At 45.0% G+C, this 17418-nt stretch carries 14 protein-coding genes; 1 reads left to right on the plus strand and 13 read right to left on the minus strand.

Going from position 1 to position 17418, the window contains the following annotated elements; genetic code table 11:
- Positions 1–22: 22 nt before the first annotated feature.
- From pknB to EV146_RS10620, 13 genes are all read right to left on the minus strand, one after another.
- Positions 23–1990 carry a Stk1 family PASTA domain-containing Ser/Thr kinase gene (gene pknB / locus EV146_RS10560; protein ID WP_132005627.1) on the minus strand — a complete coding sequence of 656 codons (1968 nt, stop codon included), beginning with the start codon at positions 1988–1990 and terminating at the stop codon, positions 23–25.
- Between the two features lie 4 nt (positions 1991–1994).
- On the minus strand, positions 1995–2744 hold the full coding sequence (locus EV146_RS10565) for a Stp1/IreP family PP2C-type Ser/Thr phosphatase (RefSeq protein WP_132005630.1): 750 nt from the start codon (positions 2742–2744) through the stop codon (positions 1995–1997).
- 5 nt (positions 2745–2749) lie between these two features.
- Complete coding sequence (gene rlmN / locus EV146_RS10570) at positions 2750–3841, minus strand: dual-specificity RNA methyltransferase RlmN (protein WP_121609304.1); 1092 nt, start codon at positions 3839–3841, stop codon at positions 2750–2752.
- 1 nt (position 3842) lies between these two features.
- The gene (rsmB, locus tag EV146_RS10575; RefSeq protein ID WP_132005633.1) at positions 3843–5195 is read right to left on the minus strand and encodes a 16S rRNA (cytosine(967)-C(5))-methyltransferase RsmB; all 1353 of its coding nucleotides are present in this window, start codon (positions 5193–5195) and stop codon (positions 3843–3845) included.
- The gene (fmt, locus tag EV146_RS10580; protein WP_132005636.1) at positions 5185–6141 is read right to left on the minus strand and encodes a methionyl-tRNA formyltransferase; all 957 of its coding nucleotides are present in this window, start codon (positions 6139–6141) and stop codon (positions 5185–5187) included. The genes rsmB and fmt overlap by 11 nt, the downstream gene beginning before the upstream one ends.
- Entirely contained in the window at positions 6138–6623 is a 486-nt protein-coding gene (gene def / locus EV146_RS10585; RefSeq protein WP_132005639.1) for a peptide deformylase, read from the minus strand. The genes fmt and def overlap by 4 nt, the downstream gene beginning before the upstream one ends.
- A 73-nt stretch (positions 6624–6696) precedes the next feature.
- Complete coding sequence (priA, locus tag EV146_RS10590) at positions 6697–9111, minus strand: primosomal protein N' (RefSeq protein ID WP_132005642.1); 2415 nt, start codon at positions 9109–9111, stop codon at positions 6697–6699.
- On the minus strand, positions 9108–10322 hold the full coding sequence (gene coaBC / locus EV146_RS10595; RefSeq protein ID WP_132005646.1) for a bifunctional phosphopantothenoylcysteine decarboxylase/phosphopantothenate--cysteine ligase CoaBC: 1215 nt from the start codon (positions 10320–10322) through the stop codon (positions 9108–9110). Before coaBC ends, priA begins: the two co-directional genes overlap by 4 nt.
- A gap of 158 nt (positions 10323–10480) precedes the next feature.
- Complete coding sequence (rpoZ, locus tag EV146_RS10600; protein WP_132005649.1) at positions 10481–10705, minus strand: DNA-directed RNA polymerase subunit omega; 225 nt, start codon at positions 10703–10705, stop codon at positions 10481–10483.
- 1 nt (position 10706) lies between these two features.
- Positions 10707–11321 carry a guanylate kinase gene (gene gmk, locus EV146_RS10605; RefSeq protein ID WP_132005652.1) on the minus strand — a complete coding sequence of 205 codons (615 nt, stop codon included), beginning with the start codon at positions 11319–11321 and terminating at the stop codon, positions 10707–10709.
- Between the two features lie 10 nt (positions 11322–11331).
- On the minus strand, positions 11332–11595 hold the full coding sequence (gene remA / locus EV146_RS10610) for an extracellular matrix/biofilm regulator RemA (protein WP_121609311.1): 264 nt from the start codon (positions 11593–11595) through the stop codon (positions 11332–11334).
- A gap of 57 nt (positions 11596–11652) precedes the next feature.
- Entirely contained in the window at positions 11653–12528 is an 876-nt protein-coding gene (locus EV146_RS10615) for a YicC/YloC family endoribonuclease (RefSeq protein WP_132005655.1), read from the minus strand.
- Positions 12529–12637: 109 nt separating this feature from the next.
- Complete coding sequence (locus tag EV146_RS10620) at positions 12638–15328, minus strand: calcium-translocating P-type ATPase, SERCA-type (RefSeq protein WP_132005658.1); 2691 nt, start codon at positions 15326–15328, stop codon at positions 12638–12640.
- A gap of 218 nt (positions 15329–15546) precedes the next feature.
- On the opposite strand from EV146_RS10620, the gene EV146_RS10625 reads away from it, so the two are divergent.
- Positions 15547–17259, plus strand: a complete 1713-nt coding sequence (locus tag EV146_RS10625; protein WP_132005661.1) for an Rqc2 family fibronectin-binding protein — start codon at positions 15547–15549, stop codon at positions 17257–17259.
- Positions 17260–17418: the final 159 nt, after the last annotated feature.

The following is a 17418-nucleotide window of genomic DNA, read 5'->3' on the forward strand; positions in this document are numbered from 1 at the left end:
CCCATCCTGTGTCCAAGCATTGCTAGTCTTCAGAATACGGGATTTCTTTTTCCGAAACAACCTGGTTGTTGGTGATGATCCTATATCCCGCCTTGCCTTTATAGGGAATGTCCAATGTTATCTTTTTCGTGGTTGTTTCCTTGATTTCAAAAACGTCTGCCGGTTCATTCATATCATAATGCACGTCATCGATATAAAGCTGAACCTTTTGAGGTTCCCCATTCAGACTTTCATCATAAAGAATTTCAATTTCTTCAGTAACGGATTTTGGAGGAATTAATTCTTTCCCTTTTGAAATCGTAATCTTTACTTTGCTTCCTTGATTCAGCCGTGTTCCTGGCTCGGGATCCTGTGAGATCACAAGCCCTTTTTCCACACTTTCATGAAATTCCTCCGCCTTCTCGATCACCAGTCCATTGGTAGTTGCATAATCATTGACGCTTTTTTCGTTGTAATCTGTGAGGTCAATCAATTCTATTAATTCGGGCCCCTTGCTCACAGTGAATTCAACAACCGTTTCATCTGGTATGACTTCTTCGCCGCCAGAAGGATACTGGGCAAGAATCGTTCCTGCCTCACTGTCATCATGTTCTTCTATTGCTTCAACATCTTTGAAATTTTTATCTTGCAATGTACGAAGGGCTTCCTCGTACATCCTGCCCCGATAATCCGAAAGCACAACCTTCGCTTTTCCCGTACTGATATAAAGATCGATAGCTGTTCCTTCTTTGACCACTCTTCCGGCTTTCGGACTGCTCCTGATTATGCTGCCCTCTTCGATTTGTTGGTCACTGACTTCTTTTTGATTTCCAATCACAAAGCCCGCCGACAACAGGTCGGCTACCGCCTCTTCCAGTTCCATTCCCTCCACTTCAGGGACTGTAACCTCCTTTGGCCCGAAAAGTTCTGGACCAAAGATCATAAGACCGGCTATTCCAATGACAAGGAAAGCAAATATTAGCGATAAAATCAGAGGCCACTTTTTTCGACTCTTTTTTTCAGGCTTCTTCTTTTCTTTATTGATGTCCGCCTTGCCTGGTTCTGTCGTCTGCTCCTTATGAACAATTGTTTCATCCAGATTCCGGTAAGGCCTGTCATCCGTGATGATGGGAATCGCCTTGGTCGCTTCATCATCTTCAGGGATTGTAAATTTGGGCTCGTTTAGCCTGTCAGGATTAAGTGATGTCCTTAAGTCCTCTTCCATGGCATAAACATTTTCATAACGGTGAAATGGGTCCTTGGCCGTTGCTTTTAATACGATATTTTCTACACTTTGAGGGATGTCCGGGTTCCACCGTTTTAGTGAAGGTGTCTCGGACTGTAAATGCTTTAATGCAATGGAAACAGCAGATTCCCCCGAAAAAGGGAGCCTCCCCGTCAGCAGTTCAAACATGACGATCCCAAGGGAGTAAATATCGGATTTATTCGTGGCCATCCCCCCTCTTGCCTGTTCCGGGGACAAATAATGGACAGACCCCAGCACCGAGTTTGTCTGGGTTATACTGGTCGCACTTAAGGCCATCGCTATGCCGAAATCTGTTATTTTTACATTCCCTTCTGGGTCAATAAGGATATTTTGGGGCTTGATGTCCCGGTGGATGATATGGTTATGGTGAGCATTTGAGATAGCGGATGTTAATTGTCCCATGATATCCAAAGTCTTTTCAACCGGAACGGGGGCATTTTGCTGTATGTATTGTTTTAGTGTTGGGCCATCAACATACTCCATAACAATATAGTATAATCCGTCCTCTTCTCCGACATCATAAATAGAGACGATATTCGGATGGGCAAGGCTTGTAGCAGACTGCGCTTCCCGGTGAAATCTCCGGATGAATTCTTCATCATTAGCGAAATCAAGTCTAAGCATCTTGACAGCGACATCCCGGTCAAGGATCATGTCATGGGCAAGGTAGACATTTGCCATGCCGCCTCCGCCGATCATATCAAGAATTTTGTAGCGCCCGCTAATTCTTTTTCCTCTGATCATGTTTTCACCTGCCCTCTGTGACGTCTGAATATTCGACGATGGCAAGAGTAATATTATCCTCGCCGCCATTGTGGTTGGCAAGAGAGACAAGCTTCGACGCCTTTTCTTCCAAGCTTACATCCTGTTTTAGGATTGATTCGATTTCTTCCTGGTTCACCTTGTTTGACAGTCCATCTGAGCACAGCAACAGACAATCGCCATGTTCAAACATAATCGTTTTGACGTCCATTTCCACATTTTCTTCTGTTCCCACAGCCCTTAACAGGACATTCTTGCGCGGGTGATGCTCAGCATCCTCCCTGGAAATTTGCCCTGATCTAACTAATTCATTTACAAGGGAATGATCCTCCGTCATCTGCTGAAACCCCGATTCATTGAGGATATAGCCTCGGCTGTCCCCAATATTGGCTATGGTCGCAAACAGATCCGTACAGATTGCAGCTACTACGGTTGTGCCCATTCCTTCGCAATCCATGTTTTCCTGCGAATGCTGAAATAATCGTTTATTTACATGGTCAATGGCAGTTTCAAGCCATTTTTCCGCTTCCTCTGCAGTATGAATCTTGTCAGCCTTCTCCCATTCCGGCTTTAGAGACTGAATCGTCATTTCACTCGCAACATCTCCAGCCCTGTGGCCGCCCATGCCATCTGCTACGATGGCAAGGCGCTGGCCTGACTGGTTGGTGAATATCCCTCCGTTGTCTTCATTATGAAGACGTACCTTTCCCTTATCAGTCATGAAAACTGCGTTCAAAAATTTCACCTCGTTTCTTCTTTGCGTTCCTTCGCCCGCAGCTGTCCGCAGGCCGCATCAATGTCATGTCCCTGTTCACGGCGGATGGTCACATTTACCCCGCGGTCTTTCAGCGTCTTTTCAAATTTGAAAATTTGTGCTTTCGGTGTTCGGACATAGTCCCGTTCTGGCACATAGTTGACTGGAATCAGATTGATATGGCATTTCAGGCCTTTAACCAGTTTCGCGAGTTCTTCCGCATGTTCAACCTGATCATTCACGCCGCCAAATAAACCGTATTCAAAGGAAATGCGCCGGCCTGTTTTCTCGATATAGTAGCGTACTGCTTCCATCAGGTCCGGCAGCTTATAGGCACGGTTAATGGGCATCAGGCCGCTTCTGATTTCGTTGTTTGGAGCATGCAGTGAGATGGCAAAGTTGATTTGCATATTTTCGTCGGCAAATTGATAGATCTTCGGAATAATGCCGCTTGTCGATACAGTAATATGCCTGGCACCAATATTTAAGGCTTTTTCATGGTTAATGATTTTTAGAAAGGAAAGCATTTGGTCATAGTTGTCGAACGGTTCCCCAATTCCCATGATAACTACAGAACTTACTCGCTCATCACTTTCGTCAAGAGCCTGCTGTACCTTAACTACCTGGGCCACAATTTCTCCTGCTTCAAGGTTCCTTTTCAGCCCGCCAAGTGTTGATGCACAAAAAGTACAGCCAATACGGCAGCCAACCTGGGTAGTAACACAAACTGAGTTACCATACTCATGCCTCATTAAGACGGTCTCGATTGATTTTCCATCATGGAGTTCAAAGAGAAATTTAATCGTACCGTCCGCGGAAGTCTGCTGGATGATTGTATTGAGTGTTGTCAGTGCAAAACTTTCCTCCAGCTTATCTCTAAGCTGCTTTGAAAGATTGGTCATATCCTCAAAGGATGTCACCCTCTTTTTATAAAGCCAGTCATAAATTTGCTCGGCCCTGAAGGCTTTATCCCCGTGCTCGGTGAGCCAATTCTTTAATTCATCAAGCTGAAGCGAATAAATGGAAGGTTTCCCTTGTTCATTTGCTGTTTTTTTCTGTGAAGTTGCTGGTTGTTCCATGTTAATCCACCTTCCTTTGTAAACATGCTATATAAAATCCATCTGAACCCAAATCCTGCGGCAGTATCTGAATGTCATATCCTCTGATCAAGGGACGGACTGCCTCGGGCATTCTGTCTGCAAGGGAAAGATCCCCTTCAAAACCCGGGTTCTTTTCTAAAAATAATCTTACAGTCTCCTGGTTCTCCTCGCGGTCCACTGTACATGTACTGTATACGATCGTGCCGCCTTTCTTGACCAGGGGTGAAACCGCTTCAAGCAGATCAAGCTGGATCTGCTGCAGGCGGGACAGATCTTCTTCTCGCTTAGTATATTTCATATCCGGCTTCCTTCTCATGACCCCAAGGCCCGAGCATGGGGCATCAAGCAGGATGGAATCGAATGTTTCAGCTTCAATATGTCCCTGTATGGTCCTGCTGTCCAGTTTTTTTGTTTCAATGTTGGTGAGACCCAGCCTGCCGGCATTTTCTGCAATCAATTTTACTTTATGCTCATGAAGGTCGAGGGAAAGGACTTTCCCCGAGTTTTGCAGCTTTTCGGCAATATGGGTGGACTTTCCGCCCGGTGCCGCACAAGCATCAAGGATCCTGTCATCCTTTTTTACCCCAAGCGCATAAGCAGCAAGCATGGAGCTTTCATCCTGGATCGTCAAAAGTCCTTCCTTAAACGTGTTTGATGCCGCCAAATTTCCCCGGAGGCATTTAATGGCTTCGGGAATGATGGGACTTGGCTCGACCAGGAACCCTTCCTTTTCCAGCTGCAGTAAGCAGTCTTCCACGGAAATGCGCGTTACATTCACTCTGGCTGTCTGTAAAGGTGCAGTCAGGTTCATTTCGCACATTTCTTTTGTTTTTTCGTAGCCGAACTGGCTGACCCAGCGTTTGACCAGCCAAACCGGGTGGCTGGTTTCAATAGCAAGCTTTTCAGTTGGATCGCTAATGGCACCAAGGCTGGGAAGCCCTTGTCTCTGAATGCTTCGGAGGACTCCATTAACCACCCCTGCAATACCTTTATGGCCGCGCCGCTTGGCAATTTCAACAGCCTCAAAGATTGCCGCACGGTCCGGGATCCTATCGAGATAGACCATTTGATACAGAGTTAATCTCAGCAGCTGCAGAACCCATTTTTCAAGCTTGGAGTTATTTTTGATAAACGGGTCTAAATAAAAGTCAAGAGTCATCCTACGTTGAAGTGTCCCATAAATCAACTCTGTAAGCAGTCCAGTATCTTTTTTATCGATTTTATTTTTTTCAATGGCATTGTTAAGCAGAAGGTTGCTGTAGGCTTGATTCTTTTCAACCGAATCCAGAAGCTCGAGGGCAGTTTCTCTGACATTTTTCCTGTTACCCTTCATATCTTTCTCCCAACTTCATGCCTGTTTGAATGTGTGCCCCCGCACCGCGGAGGAATTGTCCGGCATCCATGCGTTTTTTTCCCGCCGGCTGAAGTTCAGTTATTTTAATAGCCGTCTGATCTCCACTGGCTACAATAAAGCCATCCTCTTCAATTGAAAGAATTTCACCCGGCTTGCCTGTTTCAGTATGTCCAACCTTTGATGAATTCCATATTTTCACAACACTACCTTCTAATGTGCTGTAGGCTACTGGCCATGGATTCATCCCGCGGATATGGTTGTATATATCAATCCCTGGCTTTGTCCAATCAATTTTTTCCTGCTCCCGCTTGATATTCCATGCAAAAGTAGCTTCCTCATCGTTCTGTTTAACAGGAGTGATTTCACCGTTCAACAATTTTGGAACTGTTTCGGATAAAAGTCTGGCTCCCGCTGTACTTAGTTTATCATGCAAGGTTCCAACGTTATCGGTTTCTGTAATCGGGATCTCGACCTGGGTTAAAATATCCCCGGCATCCAGCTTCTCTGCCATATACATGATTGTGATTCCTGTCTTATCCTTCCCATTTATGATGGCATAGTGTATCGGGGCACCCCCGCGAAGTTCAGGAAGCAATGAGGCATGTACATTAATACAGCCAAATCTTGGCGCTTCAAGCAATTCTTCCGGCAAAATCTGGCCGAAAGCAGCCGTCACCACTAAATCAGGATTTAAAGCAAGAATTTTATCCAGTTCTTCCTTCTGGCGTATTTTTTCCGGCTGATAAACAGGAATTCCCTGTTTCACAGCTTCCACTTTTACAGGGGGAGGAGTCATCACTTTTTTTCTGCCAACAGGCCGGTCAGGCTGGGTTACGACAGCAATGACATCGTAGCCGTCTGTGATTAGCTGCCGCAAAACTGGCACCGAAAAATCAGGGGTGCCCATGAAGATTATTTTTGTCATTCTCCGTTCAGCTCCTCTAGCTCTTTTTCATTCAGGTATCTGCTGACTTTAGAAGTGAACAAAATCCCATGCAGATGATCGATTTCATGCTGAATTGCCCTTGCCAGAAAGTCATCCGCCTCAAGTTGGAAAGCCTTGCCTTTCCGGTTTAAGGCCTTGACCTTTACCTTATAAGGGCGAGTCACTTCACCGAAGAGCCCCGGAAAGCTGAGGCAGCCTTCAGGTCCTGTCTGTTCACCTGAGGCCTCCATGATTTCAGGGTTGATCAGTTCGATCGTTCCGTGCTCATCGTCAATATCGACAATGGCAATCTGTTTATTTATGCCAATTTGGGGGGCTGCCAATCCCACACCATCAAATTTAATCATTGTATCATACATATCATCCAGCAATTTTCCAAGCTTCCTGTCAAACACAGTAACTTGTTCGCATTCCTGCTCCAAAATATCTGCTGGATGCATAACAATCTTTCGTACTGCCAATTCATTTCCTCCATTATCCAGTTACTTCATTCTAATACTTAATGTTTCCACAAAACGAATTACTTTTACGCCATTACATCAAAATATATGGGTTCAGATCCATTGATATTTGGAGTGTGCTTGATGCAGACTCCTGCTGATAATGATCGAGAATGGCTTTAAGAGCAGATTTCAGCTCTGGTTCCTTTTTGTATTTTATCAAACATTGATATCTATATCTATTATTGATCCTGGGAATTGGCGAAGCGACTGGTCCAAGAATTACCGCCTCCTGTGAAAGCCTAGAAGCGATGAACCTCGTTATTTTTTCCGTAATGGATACAGCCTTCATCAATTCTTCATGGCTGACGGTTATTAATGATAAATAATAAAAGGGAGGATATTTATGAACCTTTCTTGCCACCATCTCCTGTTGATAAAAGCGGTCAAAATCCTGGCTTCCTGCAAGTTCAATACTATAATGTTCAGGCGTATAGGTCTGGATGACGACCTCACCTGGGAGCTCATGCCGGCCTGCCCTTCCGCTGACCTGAGTTAAAAGCTGGAAGGTTTTTTCCGATGAACGGAAATCGGGCAAATGGAGCATCGTATCTGCACTAAGAACACCTACGAGAGTTATGTTTGGAAAGTCCAGCCCTTTCGCAATCATCTGGGTCCCCAGCAGGATATCCGCTGCCCCTTCCTGAAAAGCATTCAAAAGCTTTTCATGCGATCCTTTTCTTCCCGTAGTATCCACGTCCATTCTGATGACCCGTGCCTCAGGAAGAAGTTTATTCAGCTCCTCTTCAACCTTCTGGGTACCAGTTCCAAAGTATCTGATATGTTCGCTGGCACATTCCGGACAGACGGCCGGAACAATGTCTTCAAACCCGCAATAATGGCATTTCATCTGTTCCTTGTGCCGATGGTAGGTAAGGGTGATATCACAATTGGGGCAATTGATCACATACCCGCAATCCCTGCACATCACAAAGGAAGAATGACCTCTTTTATTCAGGAACAGCACGGTTTGTTCTCCTTTTTCCAGCCTGTCCTGCAATTTTTCAAACAGCAAGCTGGAAAACATCGACCTGTTCCCTTGTCTGAGCTCCTCCCTCATATCGACGAGTTCGACCTTTGGCAGGGGCTGCTGATTCATTCTTTCAGGCAGACTGAGCAGAGTGTATACGCCTTTTTGCGCTCTCGCAAATGATTCCAGCGAAGGTGTGGCACTGCCAAGGACCACGGGGCAGCGATGGGTCAGACCACGCTGAATGGCAACATCCCGGGCATGATAACGAGGATTTTCTTCCTGTTTATAGCTTGTTTCATGCTCTTCATCAATAATGATGATGCCAAGATTTTCAAAAGGCGCAAAAATCGCTGAACGGGCGCCAACGACGACTTTGACCTCCCGCCGCTGTATTTTCCGCCATTCATCGTATTTTTCTCCCGCTGACAGCCCGCTGTGCATGACTGCAACAAGATCGCCAAACCGCTCTTTAAACCTTTTAACCATCTGCGGAGTCAGGGAGATTTCCGGAACAAGCACAATGGCTTCTTGTCCTTTGCTTAATACCTTCTGGATCGATTGAAGATAAATCTCTGTTTTTCCGCTTCCGGTTACCCCATAAAGCAAAAAAACCTCATGCCTGTCCTCATTAATGGAAGAAAGAACCGGCTCAATTGCATCCTTTTGAGCGGACGTAAGCTGCAGAGCCTCTTTCCTCTGGAACTCCCTCGCCTCATAGGGATCCCTGTAAACTTCAAGGTCCTGTTCCCCGAGAATTCCTTTTTTCACAAGGCCTTTAACAGAAGCCTGCGAGATGGACAAGCTGGAAAGCAAGGCTCTTAGCTCAACAGGCTCCGGATGCTGAAGGAAATATTCAATGAGGACCCTCTGTCCCTTTGCATTGGCAGCAAGCTGGTCGAATTGGCTTTTCATGACTGACTGGTCCACGGTTGGCGATATGTGCCTCAACCGTTTCTTTCGGACACGATCCTTCACCTGGTAGACGACCTCCACCAGTCCCCGGGCAGCCACTTTTTTAAGTGTGTCAATTAATCCTTGTTCCACTGCTTCTTCCCACTTCGCTTCTTTCCCGCCAGCAAAAAGATGTCTAACTTCTTCGGGCAAATCGTTCAAGGCGGCTTTAGGAGCCAAAATCAGTTTTTTTTCATATTTTGCCTTAAGAGCAGCTGGGAGCATTGCCTGAAACGCGGAAATTTTATAACAAAGTGAATGCTCGGTAAGCCAGTCACCAAGTTCAAGCAGCTCGGGATTTAATACTGGCGTTAAATCAAGTGGTTCAGCGATGGATTTAAGCTTTTTAAAATTAGATTCCGTCTTTAATCCTGTGACAAATCCCTGGATATTTCGCGGGCCAAAAGGGACATTTACCCGCACCCCCGGAACAATTACTTCCTTATATTGTTCCGGGATCAGGTAATCAAAGGGTTTGTCCGTTTGTTTTGCCGGTACATCCACAATAACACTAGCAATGTTCATATTATTCTGTCCCTTTTAATCTCTTTTGCAATCTCTTCCAATAAATATCTGGCAACCTCTATCTTTGGCATCATCGGGAGTTTTACCGCAGAGCCGTCTTGTTTGAAGATCGTCACGATATTTGTATCCGTACCAAATCCCGCGCCTTCTAGTTTAACATTGTTGGCAACAATCATATCTGCATTTTTTTTCTGCAGTTTTCTCCTTGCGTACTCCTCTACATTCTCTGTTTCAGCAGCAAAGCCTACTAACAGCTGATTTTTCTTCTGCTTTCCAAGCTCCAGGAGTATGTCTTTCGTCCGTTCCAATTCCAGTGTTTGCCCGCCAATCTGCTTTTTGAGCTTATGATCATAAACAGTTTTAGGTTTGTAATCCGCAACCGCAGCTGTTTTAATGACGATATCGGCCTCGTCGTATCGGTCAAGTACAGCCCGATACATGTCCTCGGCACTTTCGACTGCAACTGTCTGTACTCCCTGTGGAGGAGCAAGTGCTACTGGACCTGTGATCAGTACCACATTGGCACCCATCTGCCGGGCGGCCTCGGCGATGGCGTAGCCCATTTTTCCGGTGGAATGGTTCGTAAGATACCTGACTGGATCAATTTTCTCTCTTGTCGGACCTGCAGTAATAATAACCTTCTTGCCGGCAAGATCGCTTGTTTTTTCAGTTCCTGCAAAATGCTTTTTCATTAATTCAACAATGGTCTCAGGTTCCTCAAGGCGCCCTTTGCCCACATAGCCACAGGCCAGATAGCCTTCACTCGGTTCAATGAATTTGCAACCAAACCCAGAGAGTATGCCTATATTCCTCTTCACTGCAGGATGGTCGTACATATGGACATTCATGGCCGGGGCAATCCAGACAGGAGAAGTTGCTGCCAGGAGAGTCGTTGAAATCATATTATCAGCAATTCCATTTGCAAGCTTGCCGATAATGTTAGCCGTTGCGGGGGCTATTAAAATTAAATCAGCCCAGTCGGCAAGATTGATATGGGCGATTCCTTTTGGGTCTTTTTCATCAAATGTATCTGTATATACTTCATTTCGCGACATTGACTGAAATGTCAGGGGCGTTACGAATTTTGCTGCAGAATCGCTCAATATGACTTTTACTTCTGCGCCTGCCTGAGTAAGTTTGCTGGTAAGAGCCACAGCTTTATAGACAGCGATCCCACCAGTTACACATAATAATATTCTTTTTCCGTTCATAAAAGAGCAGAACCCCCAATTGCTAGCATATTTCTTTCTTTCATTATGATTCAACATACGGATTTTTTCATCTTTTTAAGCAAAAATTGAGTGAAATACATCATTCCTTCACAGTTAAAATAAAAATAACAACCTAAAAATTTAGGTTGTTATTTTTATTATTCGTCAGAATATGAGCCGTCCTCATCAGCAGAAGTCTTGTAATGGAGTTTGTCAGCATGAATTTCTTCAAGCGCTTTTCCGACAAATTTGTGAGAAACGTATTTTTCGAGCCTTAAATCCTGTTGGACCTGCATCTTGCGGGCACGCTTCGCAGCAACAGACACAAGTGAATATTTAGAATCAATTTTCGTTAACAATGAATCAATAGAAGGATATAGCAATTCAATCAACCTCCAGCATTTTTTTATAGCGGTACTGTACTCTTTCACGCCGGCAATGCTCAGCTACAACAATGGCTTTAATTCGCTCACTCGCAAGTTCCACCTGATCATTTTCCACAACATAATCGTACAGTTCCATCATTTCGATTTCTTCCCTGGCAGCTCTCATCCTGCTTCTAATTAAGTCTTCCGTTTCTGTTCCCCTTGTCACAATCCTGTTTTCCAGTTCGGATAAACTTGGCGGTGCCAAAAAGATAAACAGTCCTTCAGGGAATTTGCTTCGGACCTGGCTCGCCCCCTGGACCTCTATTTCCAGGAAAACGTCTTTTCCTGAATCGAGAGTCTCACGGACATAATCTACTGGTGTACCGTAATAATTCCCTACGAACTCAGCATATTCGAGCAGCTTATCATGTTTGATCATTTCTTCAAATTCTTCCCTTGTTTTAAAGAAGTAATCAATCCCGTTCCTTTCTCCTTCGCGAGGCAGTCTGGTGGTAGCAGACACTGAATATTCAAAAGCTGTATCCGGCTGTGAGAACAGCTCTTTCCTGACAGTGCCTTTCCCTACTCCGGAAGGACCGGAAAGAACAATCAACAATCCCTTTTCCTGCATTTATCAAATCCTACCCTTCATCAATGATATCATCGCGGTCATTTAAGCGTGCTGCGACAGTCTCCGGCTGAACAGCAGACAAGATCACATGGTCGCTGTCCATCACGATGACCGCACGTGTCCTTCTTCCATAGGTTGCATCTATTAAGGATCCCCGATCACGCGCATCCTGGATGATTCGTTTAATCGGCGCAGACTCCGGACTGACAATCGAAATAATCCGGTTGGCTGAAACTATATTGCCAAACCCGATATTAATAAGCTTAATCGCCATGATGGTCCCCCAATTCCCATTCTTTTTATTTTGACCGTGTGCACTGCTTTCTAAACTTTACTCGATATTTTGAACCTGCTCTTTTACTTTTTCCAGCAGGCTCTTCATCTCGACAACTTCCATCGCAATTTTTGAGTCGTTTGCTTTGGAACCAATTGTATTTACTTCCCTGTTCATTTCCTGTACCAGAAAATCGAGTTTCCTGCCCACTGGTTCCTGAAGAAGGAGAATTTTGTAAAATTGACCTATATGACTTTCAAGCCTTGTCAGTTCTTCATTGATGTCGGCCTTATCAGCAAACACTGCCACTTCGGTGAGGATTCGACTTTCGTCCACGTCGCCATTGATGAAATCAGCCATTCGTTTGGAAAGTCTTTCCCTGTATTGTTCAACGACAAGCGGGGCAAGCTGCCTCACCTGGTCTATCCGGTCTTTTAAACCGTTAATGTTGCCTTTAAGGTCTGTTTCAAGGGCAAGACCTTCCCTGTCCCTCATCTTCCTGGCCTCGGCAGCCGCCTGCATGATCACTTCCAGAACAAGTGATTCCAGCTCTTCATTATCACTTTCTTTTTCTTCTATCTGAATAAGCTCTTCCCTGCTGACTAATTCCTGAAGGCTCAATTCTCCGGTCAAGCCATACTTTTCTTTTATATCTGATATGTATTGGATATATTGATCAAGCAGATCCCAGTCGACCTGAACGCTGCGGGTTGCAGTCCCCTGGCCTTCAAGAGTTACATAAACTTCTACTCTTCCTCGTTGTATATATTTCGCTATACCCTTTTTTATTTTATCTTCCAAATTCATAAGCTGGCGGGGCATGCGTATATGAAATTCGCAAAAACGGTGGTTAACCGTCTTGATCTCAACCGTTACCCCATAACGATCCGAGTCCGCCCTGCTCCGTCCAAAGCCAGTCATGCTTACGACCATTCAGGACACATCCATTCTTAAAGAAGTAGAAAATTTAATACTTTCATTAATATACTAAAAAAGCACATAAAAAAGAAAGGCAATAGAGCCTTCTCTATTACCTTACGGATTATAACATATTCTTCTTGGTTTTTCTTGCTAAAAATGTTCCTGCAAGTAAAAAAGTCGGCAAAGCGGACATTCCGATAATTAACAGCCAATCCCTTGCCTCAATAGGGACCGTATGGAAGATCGGCTGCAATGGCGGATAATAGATGACAACAAGCACTAATGCCATAGAAGAAATGACTGCCCAGACAAGAAATTTATTTTCAAATGGATTACGTGAAAAAATAGATTTTTCACTTCGGCAGTCAAATACATGGATTAATTGAGCCACTACCAAAGTTGTAAAAGCAATTGTTTGTGCATAATCCAAATCAGCCGGATTTCGATAATAGATGGTCATAAAGGAAATCAGGGTAGCAAGACCAATCAGGAAACCTCTGGATACGACCTTCCACCCAAGACCCCGGGAAAAGACTCCTTCTTTTGGGTGCCGAGGTGCTCTCTTCATCACATCCCCTTCTGGCTGGTCCAATCCCAGCGCCATGGCCGGAAGCCCATCTGTGACAAGGTTTACCCAGAGAATTTGAATCGGCACCAGCGGCAGCGGCAGCGCAAGAATCATGGCAAACAGCATCACAAGGATTTCCCCGACGTTTGATGCGAGCAGATAGCGGATAAACTTGCGGATATTTTCATAAATATTCCGGCCTTCCTTAATGGCTGCTTTAATGGTCGCAAAGTTATCATCAAGAAGAACCAGCGAAGAAGCTTCCTTTGCTACATCCGTGCCGGTTATTCCCATTGCTACTCCAATATCGGCTGCCTTGATTGCCGGCGCATCATTAACCCCGTCACCTGTCATGGCCACGATATGACCCTTATTTTGCAGAGCTTTTACAATTTTTAATTTATGCTCGGGAGAAACCCTCGCAAAAACTGAAACATCTTCAACTATATCCTCTAGCTCTTCAACAGACATTCCGGAAAGCGCCTTGCCATCAATAACCTTGCTGCCATCCGTCAGGATTCCAAGCTGTACAGCGATCGCCTTTGCGGTAATCACATGATCGCCTGTAATCATGACCGTTTTAATTCCGGCATCACGGCATTCCCTTACAGCTGTCTTGACCTCCGGCCTCGGCGGGTCAATCATCCCCTGCAGGCCAATGAAGGTCAAGTCCTTTTCTGCTTCCTTTTCACTTAAAATTACGGTAGATGCCGAAAGTGGCTTATAGGCAATGGCAATGGTCCTTAAGGCGTCGCCTGCTAATCCATCTATGGCTCCCTGCACCTTCTGGGTGAGTTCTTTAGTGAGGTGCTGCTGTCTGTCATTCCAGAGGATGGAAGTGCTTAAACCAATCAGGACATCCGGGGCCCCTTTGGTTACAACAAACTGGCGTCCACTCTTATCCTTCACAATGATGCTCATCATTTTCCTCTGAGAATCAAAGGGAAACTCGTTGACAATTTCAAACTGAGCCAGCAATCCGCTCCTTGTCAGGCCGGCTTTCATGCCTGCTACAAGCAGGGCTCCTTCTGTCGGGTCTCCATCAATCATATATTCATTGTTTTTATCGATCATCTCGGCATGGTTGCACAGCATCCCAAACGTCAGGAGCTGCTGCAGGGGTCTTGCGTCAGCGGGAGAAACCTCCTCGCTGTTTGAATAAAATCTTCCTCTTGGTTCATAGCCGACTCCATCAACCGTCCAGGTTTTCCCTCCGCTCCATGCATGCGTAACGGTCATCTTATTCTGGGTCATGGTTCCAGTTTTATCTGAACAGATGACAGAAGCACACCCAAGGGTTTCGACAGCTGGAAGCTTTCGGACAATGGAATTTTGTTTGATCATTCGCTGCACTCCAAGGGACAGAGCGACTGTCACGATGGCGGGAAGTCCTTCAGGAATGGCAGCCACCGCAAGTGAAACACCGGCCAAGAACATCGTATATAGGTCATGTCCTTGCAGAACTCCGATTCCAACGACCAGCACAGTCAGCAGTAAAGCGACCGTAATGAGAATCTTTCCCAGCTGTTCCAGCCTGCGCTGCAAAGGAGTATCCATTGTCTCCGCAGATTGAAGCAACCCGGCAATTTGACCCATGGCGGTCTTCATTCCTGTAGCTACGACCACACCAATCCCGTTTCCTCTCGTAACCAATGTCCCCATAAAAGCCATATTTTCCATGTCACCGATTCCTGGATTCGGAACTCTTAAAGCACCTGTAAATTTCTGGACCGGCAGAGATTCTCCTGTTAATGCTGATTCTTCTATTTCAAGGCTTTTAGATTCAATCAGCCTCACATCCGCCCCTATTCTGTCCCCGCTTGAAAACTTTAGGATATCTCCGGGTACTACGTCCTTTGAGGGAACCTTCTCCCATTTTCCTTCCCTTAGCGCCTGGACCTGCGGCGCGGAAAGTTCCTTAAGAGCTTCTAGTGATTTCTCCGCTTTCCTTTCCTGGAAAAAACCAAGGAAACCATTTACAATGACAATGGCTATTATGGCCACAGCATCAATAATTTCGCCAAGAAGGCCTGATACCAGGGTTGCAGCCAGCAGGACCAGGACCATAAAATCTTTGAACTGACTGAAGAACAAGAGGAGTGCGGACTGTTTCTCCCCTTCCTCCAAAGCGTTGTGCCCGTGCTGCTTATGACGGATTTCCACTTCCCTTTCATTTAATCCTTCTGTAAAATCTGTTTTTAATACTTCGGCTAATTTCGTTTCATCCATTTCATGGAACTTCATCGGGCCATCTCACTTCCCCCTTCGCGGATTAACAGTAAGTCATAATTACTCTAGTGAAAGCTTATTCAGCCCTGTCCAAAAAAATGCTAAACTAAAGAGAAGCAAAATCATTAAAAAGTTCCGGAAAGCCCTTAAGAATGGATCCGCCAGAGGAATCTGATTGAAAGGTGCATTTGAACTCATTACCCATTTTATTTTTTGAAAAGGATGTTTTGCCCATGTCATTTGATGGTTTATTTACAAGAGCCGTTACAAACGAACTTTCCACTCTGCTTAAAGGCGGACGAATCAATAAAATCCACCAGCCCTATAAAAATGAAATTCTAATGGTTGTACGTGCAGGCGGGGTCAACCATAAAGTATTGCTTTCAGCCCATCCCAGCTATGGACGGGTGCAGCTGACGACCGATCAATATGATAATCCAAGTGAACCGCCAATGTTCTGCATGCTGCTGCGCAAACATCTTGAGGGTTATATTATTGAGGATATTCACCAGGCAGGTCTCGACCGAATGATCATTTTTGAAGTAAAAGGAAGAAATGAAATTGGTGATCTTAGCTACAAGCAGCTGATCGTTGAAATCATGGGGCGCCACAGCAATATTGTTCTTGTTGAAAAAGGACGTAATATGATTCTTGACAGCATTAAGCATGTATCCTTTGCTGTTAATACACACAGGGCCATTCAGCCAGGGCAGGAATACATCATGCCGCCGGTCCAGGATAAAATGAATCCTTTTGAGGCTGATGAGGAGGACATTTTAAAGAGGATTGACTTCAATGCCGGCAATCTTGATAAGCAGCTTGTTGCGAGCTTTGCCGGTCTGTCTCCAATCGCTGCAAAAGAAATCGTGCATAAGGCAGGTCTCGCCAATCGGACCACTCTTCCAAAGGCTTTTCTGTCTGTTATTAATACCTTAAAGGAACACCGGTACCAGCCGGCCATAACGATTTCAAAAGGGAAGGAGTACTTTTATTTACTGCCCCTGGAACACTTGAAAGGTGAGGTAAAATCCTTTGAGTCCACTGGCAGCCTTCTCGACCGTTTTTATTTTGGAAAAGCCGAACGTGACCGGGTCAAGCAGCAGGCAAATGACCTTGAACGATTCATAGTGAACGAGAGGGAAAAAAATGAGAAAAAGATCAAGAAGCTGCAGGCAACTCTGACAGAGGCAAAAAATGCAGACAAATATCAGCTTTTCGGAGAACTATTGACCGCAAATCTGTATGCAGCTGAAAAAGGGATGAAGGAAATTACGGTTTTAAACTATTATGATGAAGATGGAGGAAGCATTTCCATTCCTCTTGACCCAAGAAAAACTCCTTCAGAGAACGCCCAAAAATATTTTACCCGATACCAAAAAGCAAAAAATGCGTTGAAAATCGTTGAAGAGCAGATTGAAAACGCAAAATTGGAAGCAGCCTACTTTGATGGTCTTCAGCAGCAGCTAGAAGCAGCCTCTCCAAGAGATATCGAGGAAATCAGGGAAGAATTAACCGAAGGGGGCTACATCCGCCAGAGACAAAAAAGGGGAAACAAAAAGCAGCAGGCTTCCAAAGTCACTCTCGAACGCTACTATGCGACAGACGGAACAGAAATTCTCGTTGGAAAGAATAATAAGCAGAATGACTACTTGACCAACAAGGCCGCAGCACGGGATGATATCTGGCTTCATACAAAAGATATTCCCGGCTCCCATGTGGTCATCCGCAGCAAGGAGCCTGCTGAAAGCACAATACTGGAAGCAGCCAATCTTGCTGCCTATTTCAGCAAGGCACGGAACTCTGGTTCTGTCCCTGTCGATTTTACAAAGGTGCGCCATGTCAAAAAGCCTGCAGGAGCTAAACCTGGCTTTGTCATCTATGATCACCAGCAGACGGTATATGTGACCCCAGATGAAGAAATGGTCCTCGCTCTAAAAGAAAGCTGATCAAAAAGGCATCAATCTGCTGCTTCAATTTGTAGACAAAAGGGGTTCGGAAAGATAACATTCCGAACCCCTATTTTTAATAGAATTTTATATTATACTAGGGGCCCAATTACCCGGCTGCAGCCTTAAGCAAATTAATCTGTTTTTTTATTAGATTTC

Source organism: Mesobacillus foraminis (assembly GCF_004340465.1).
Lineage (GTDB): Bacteria > Bacillota > Bacilli > Bacillales > Cytobacillaceae > Mesobacillus_B > Mesobacillus_B foraminis.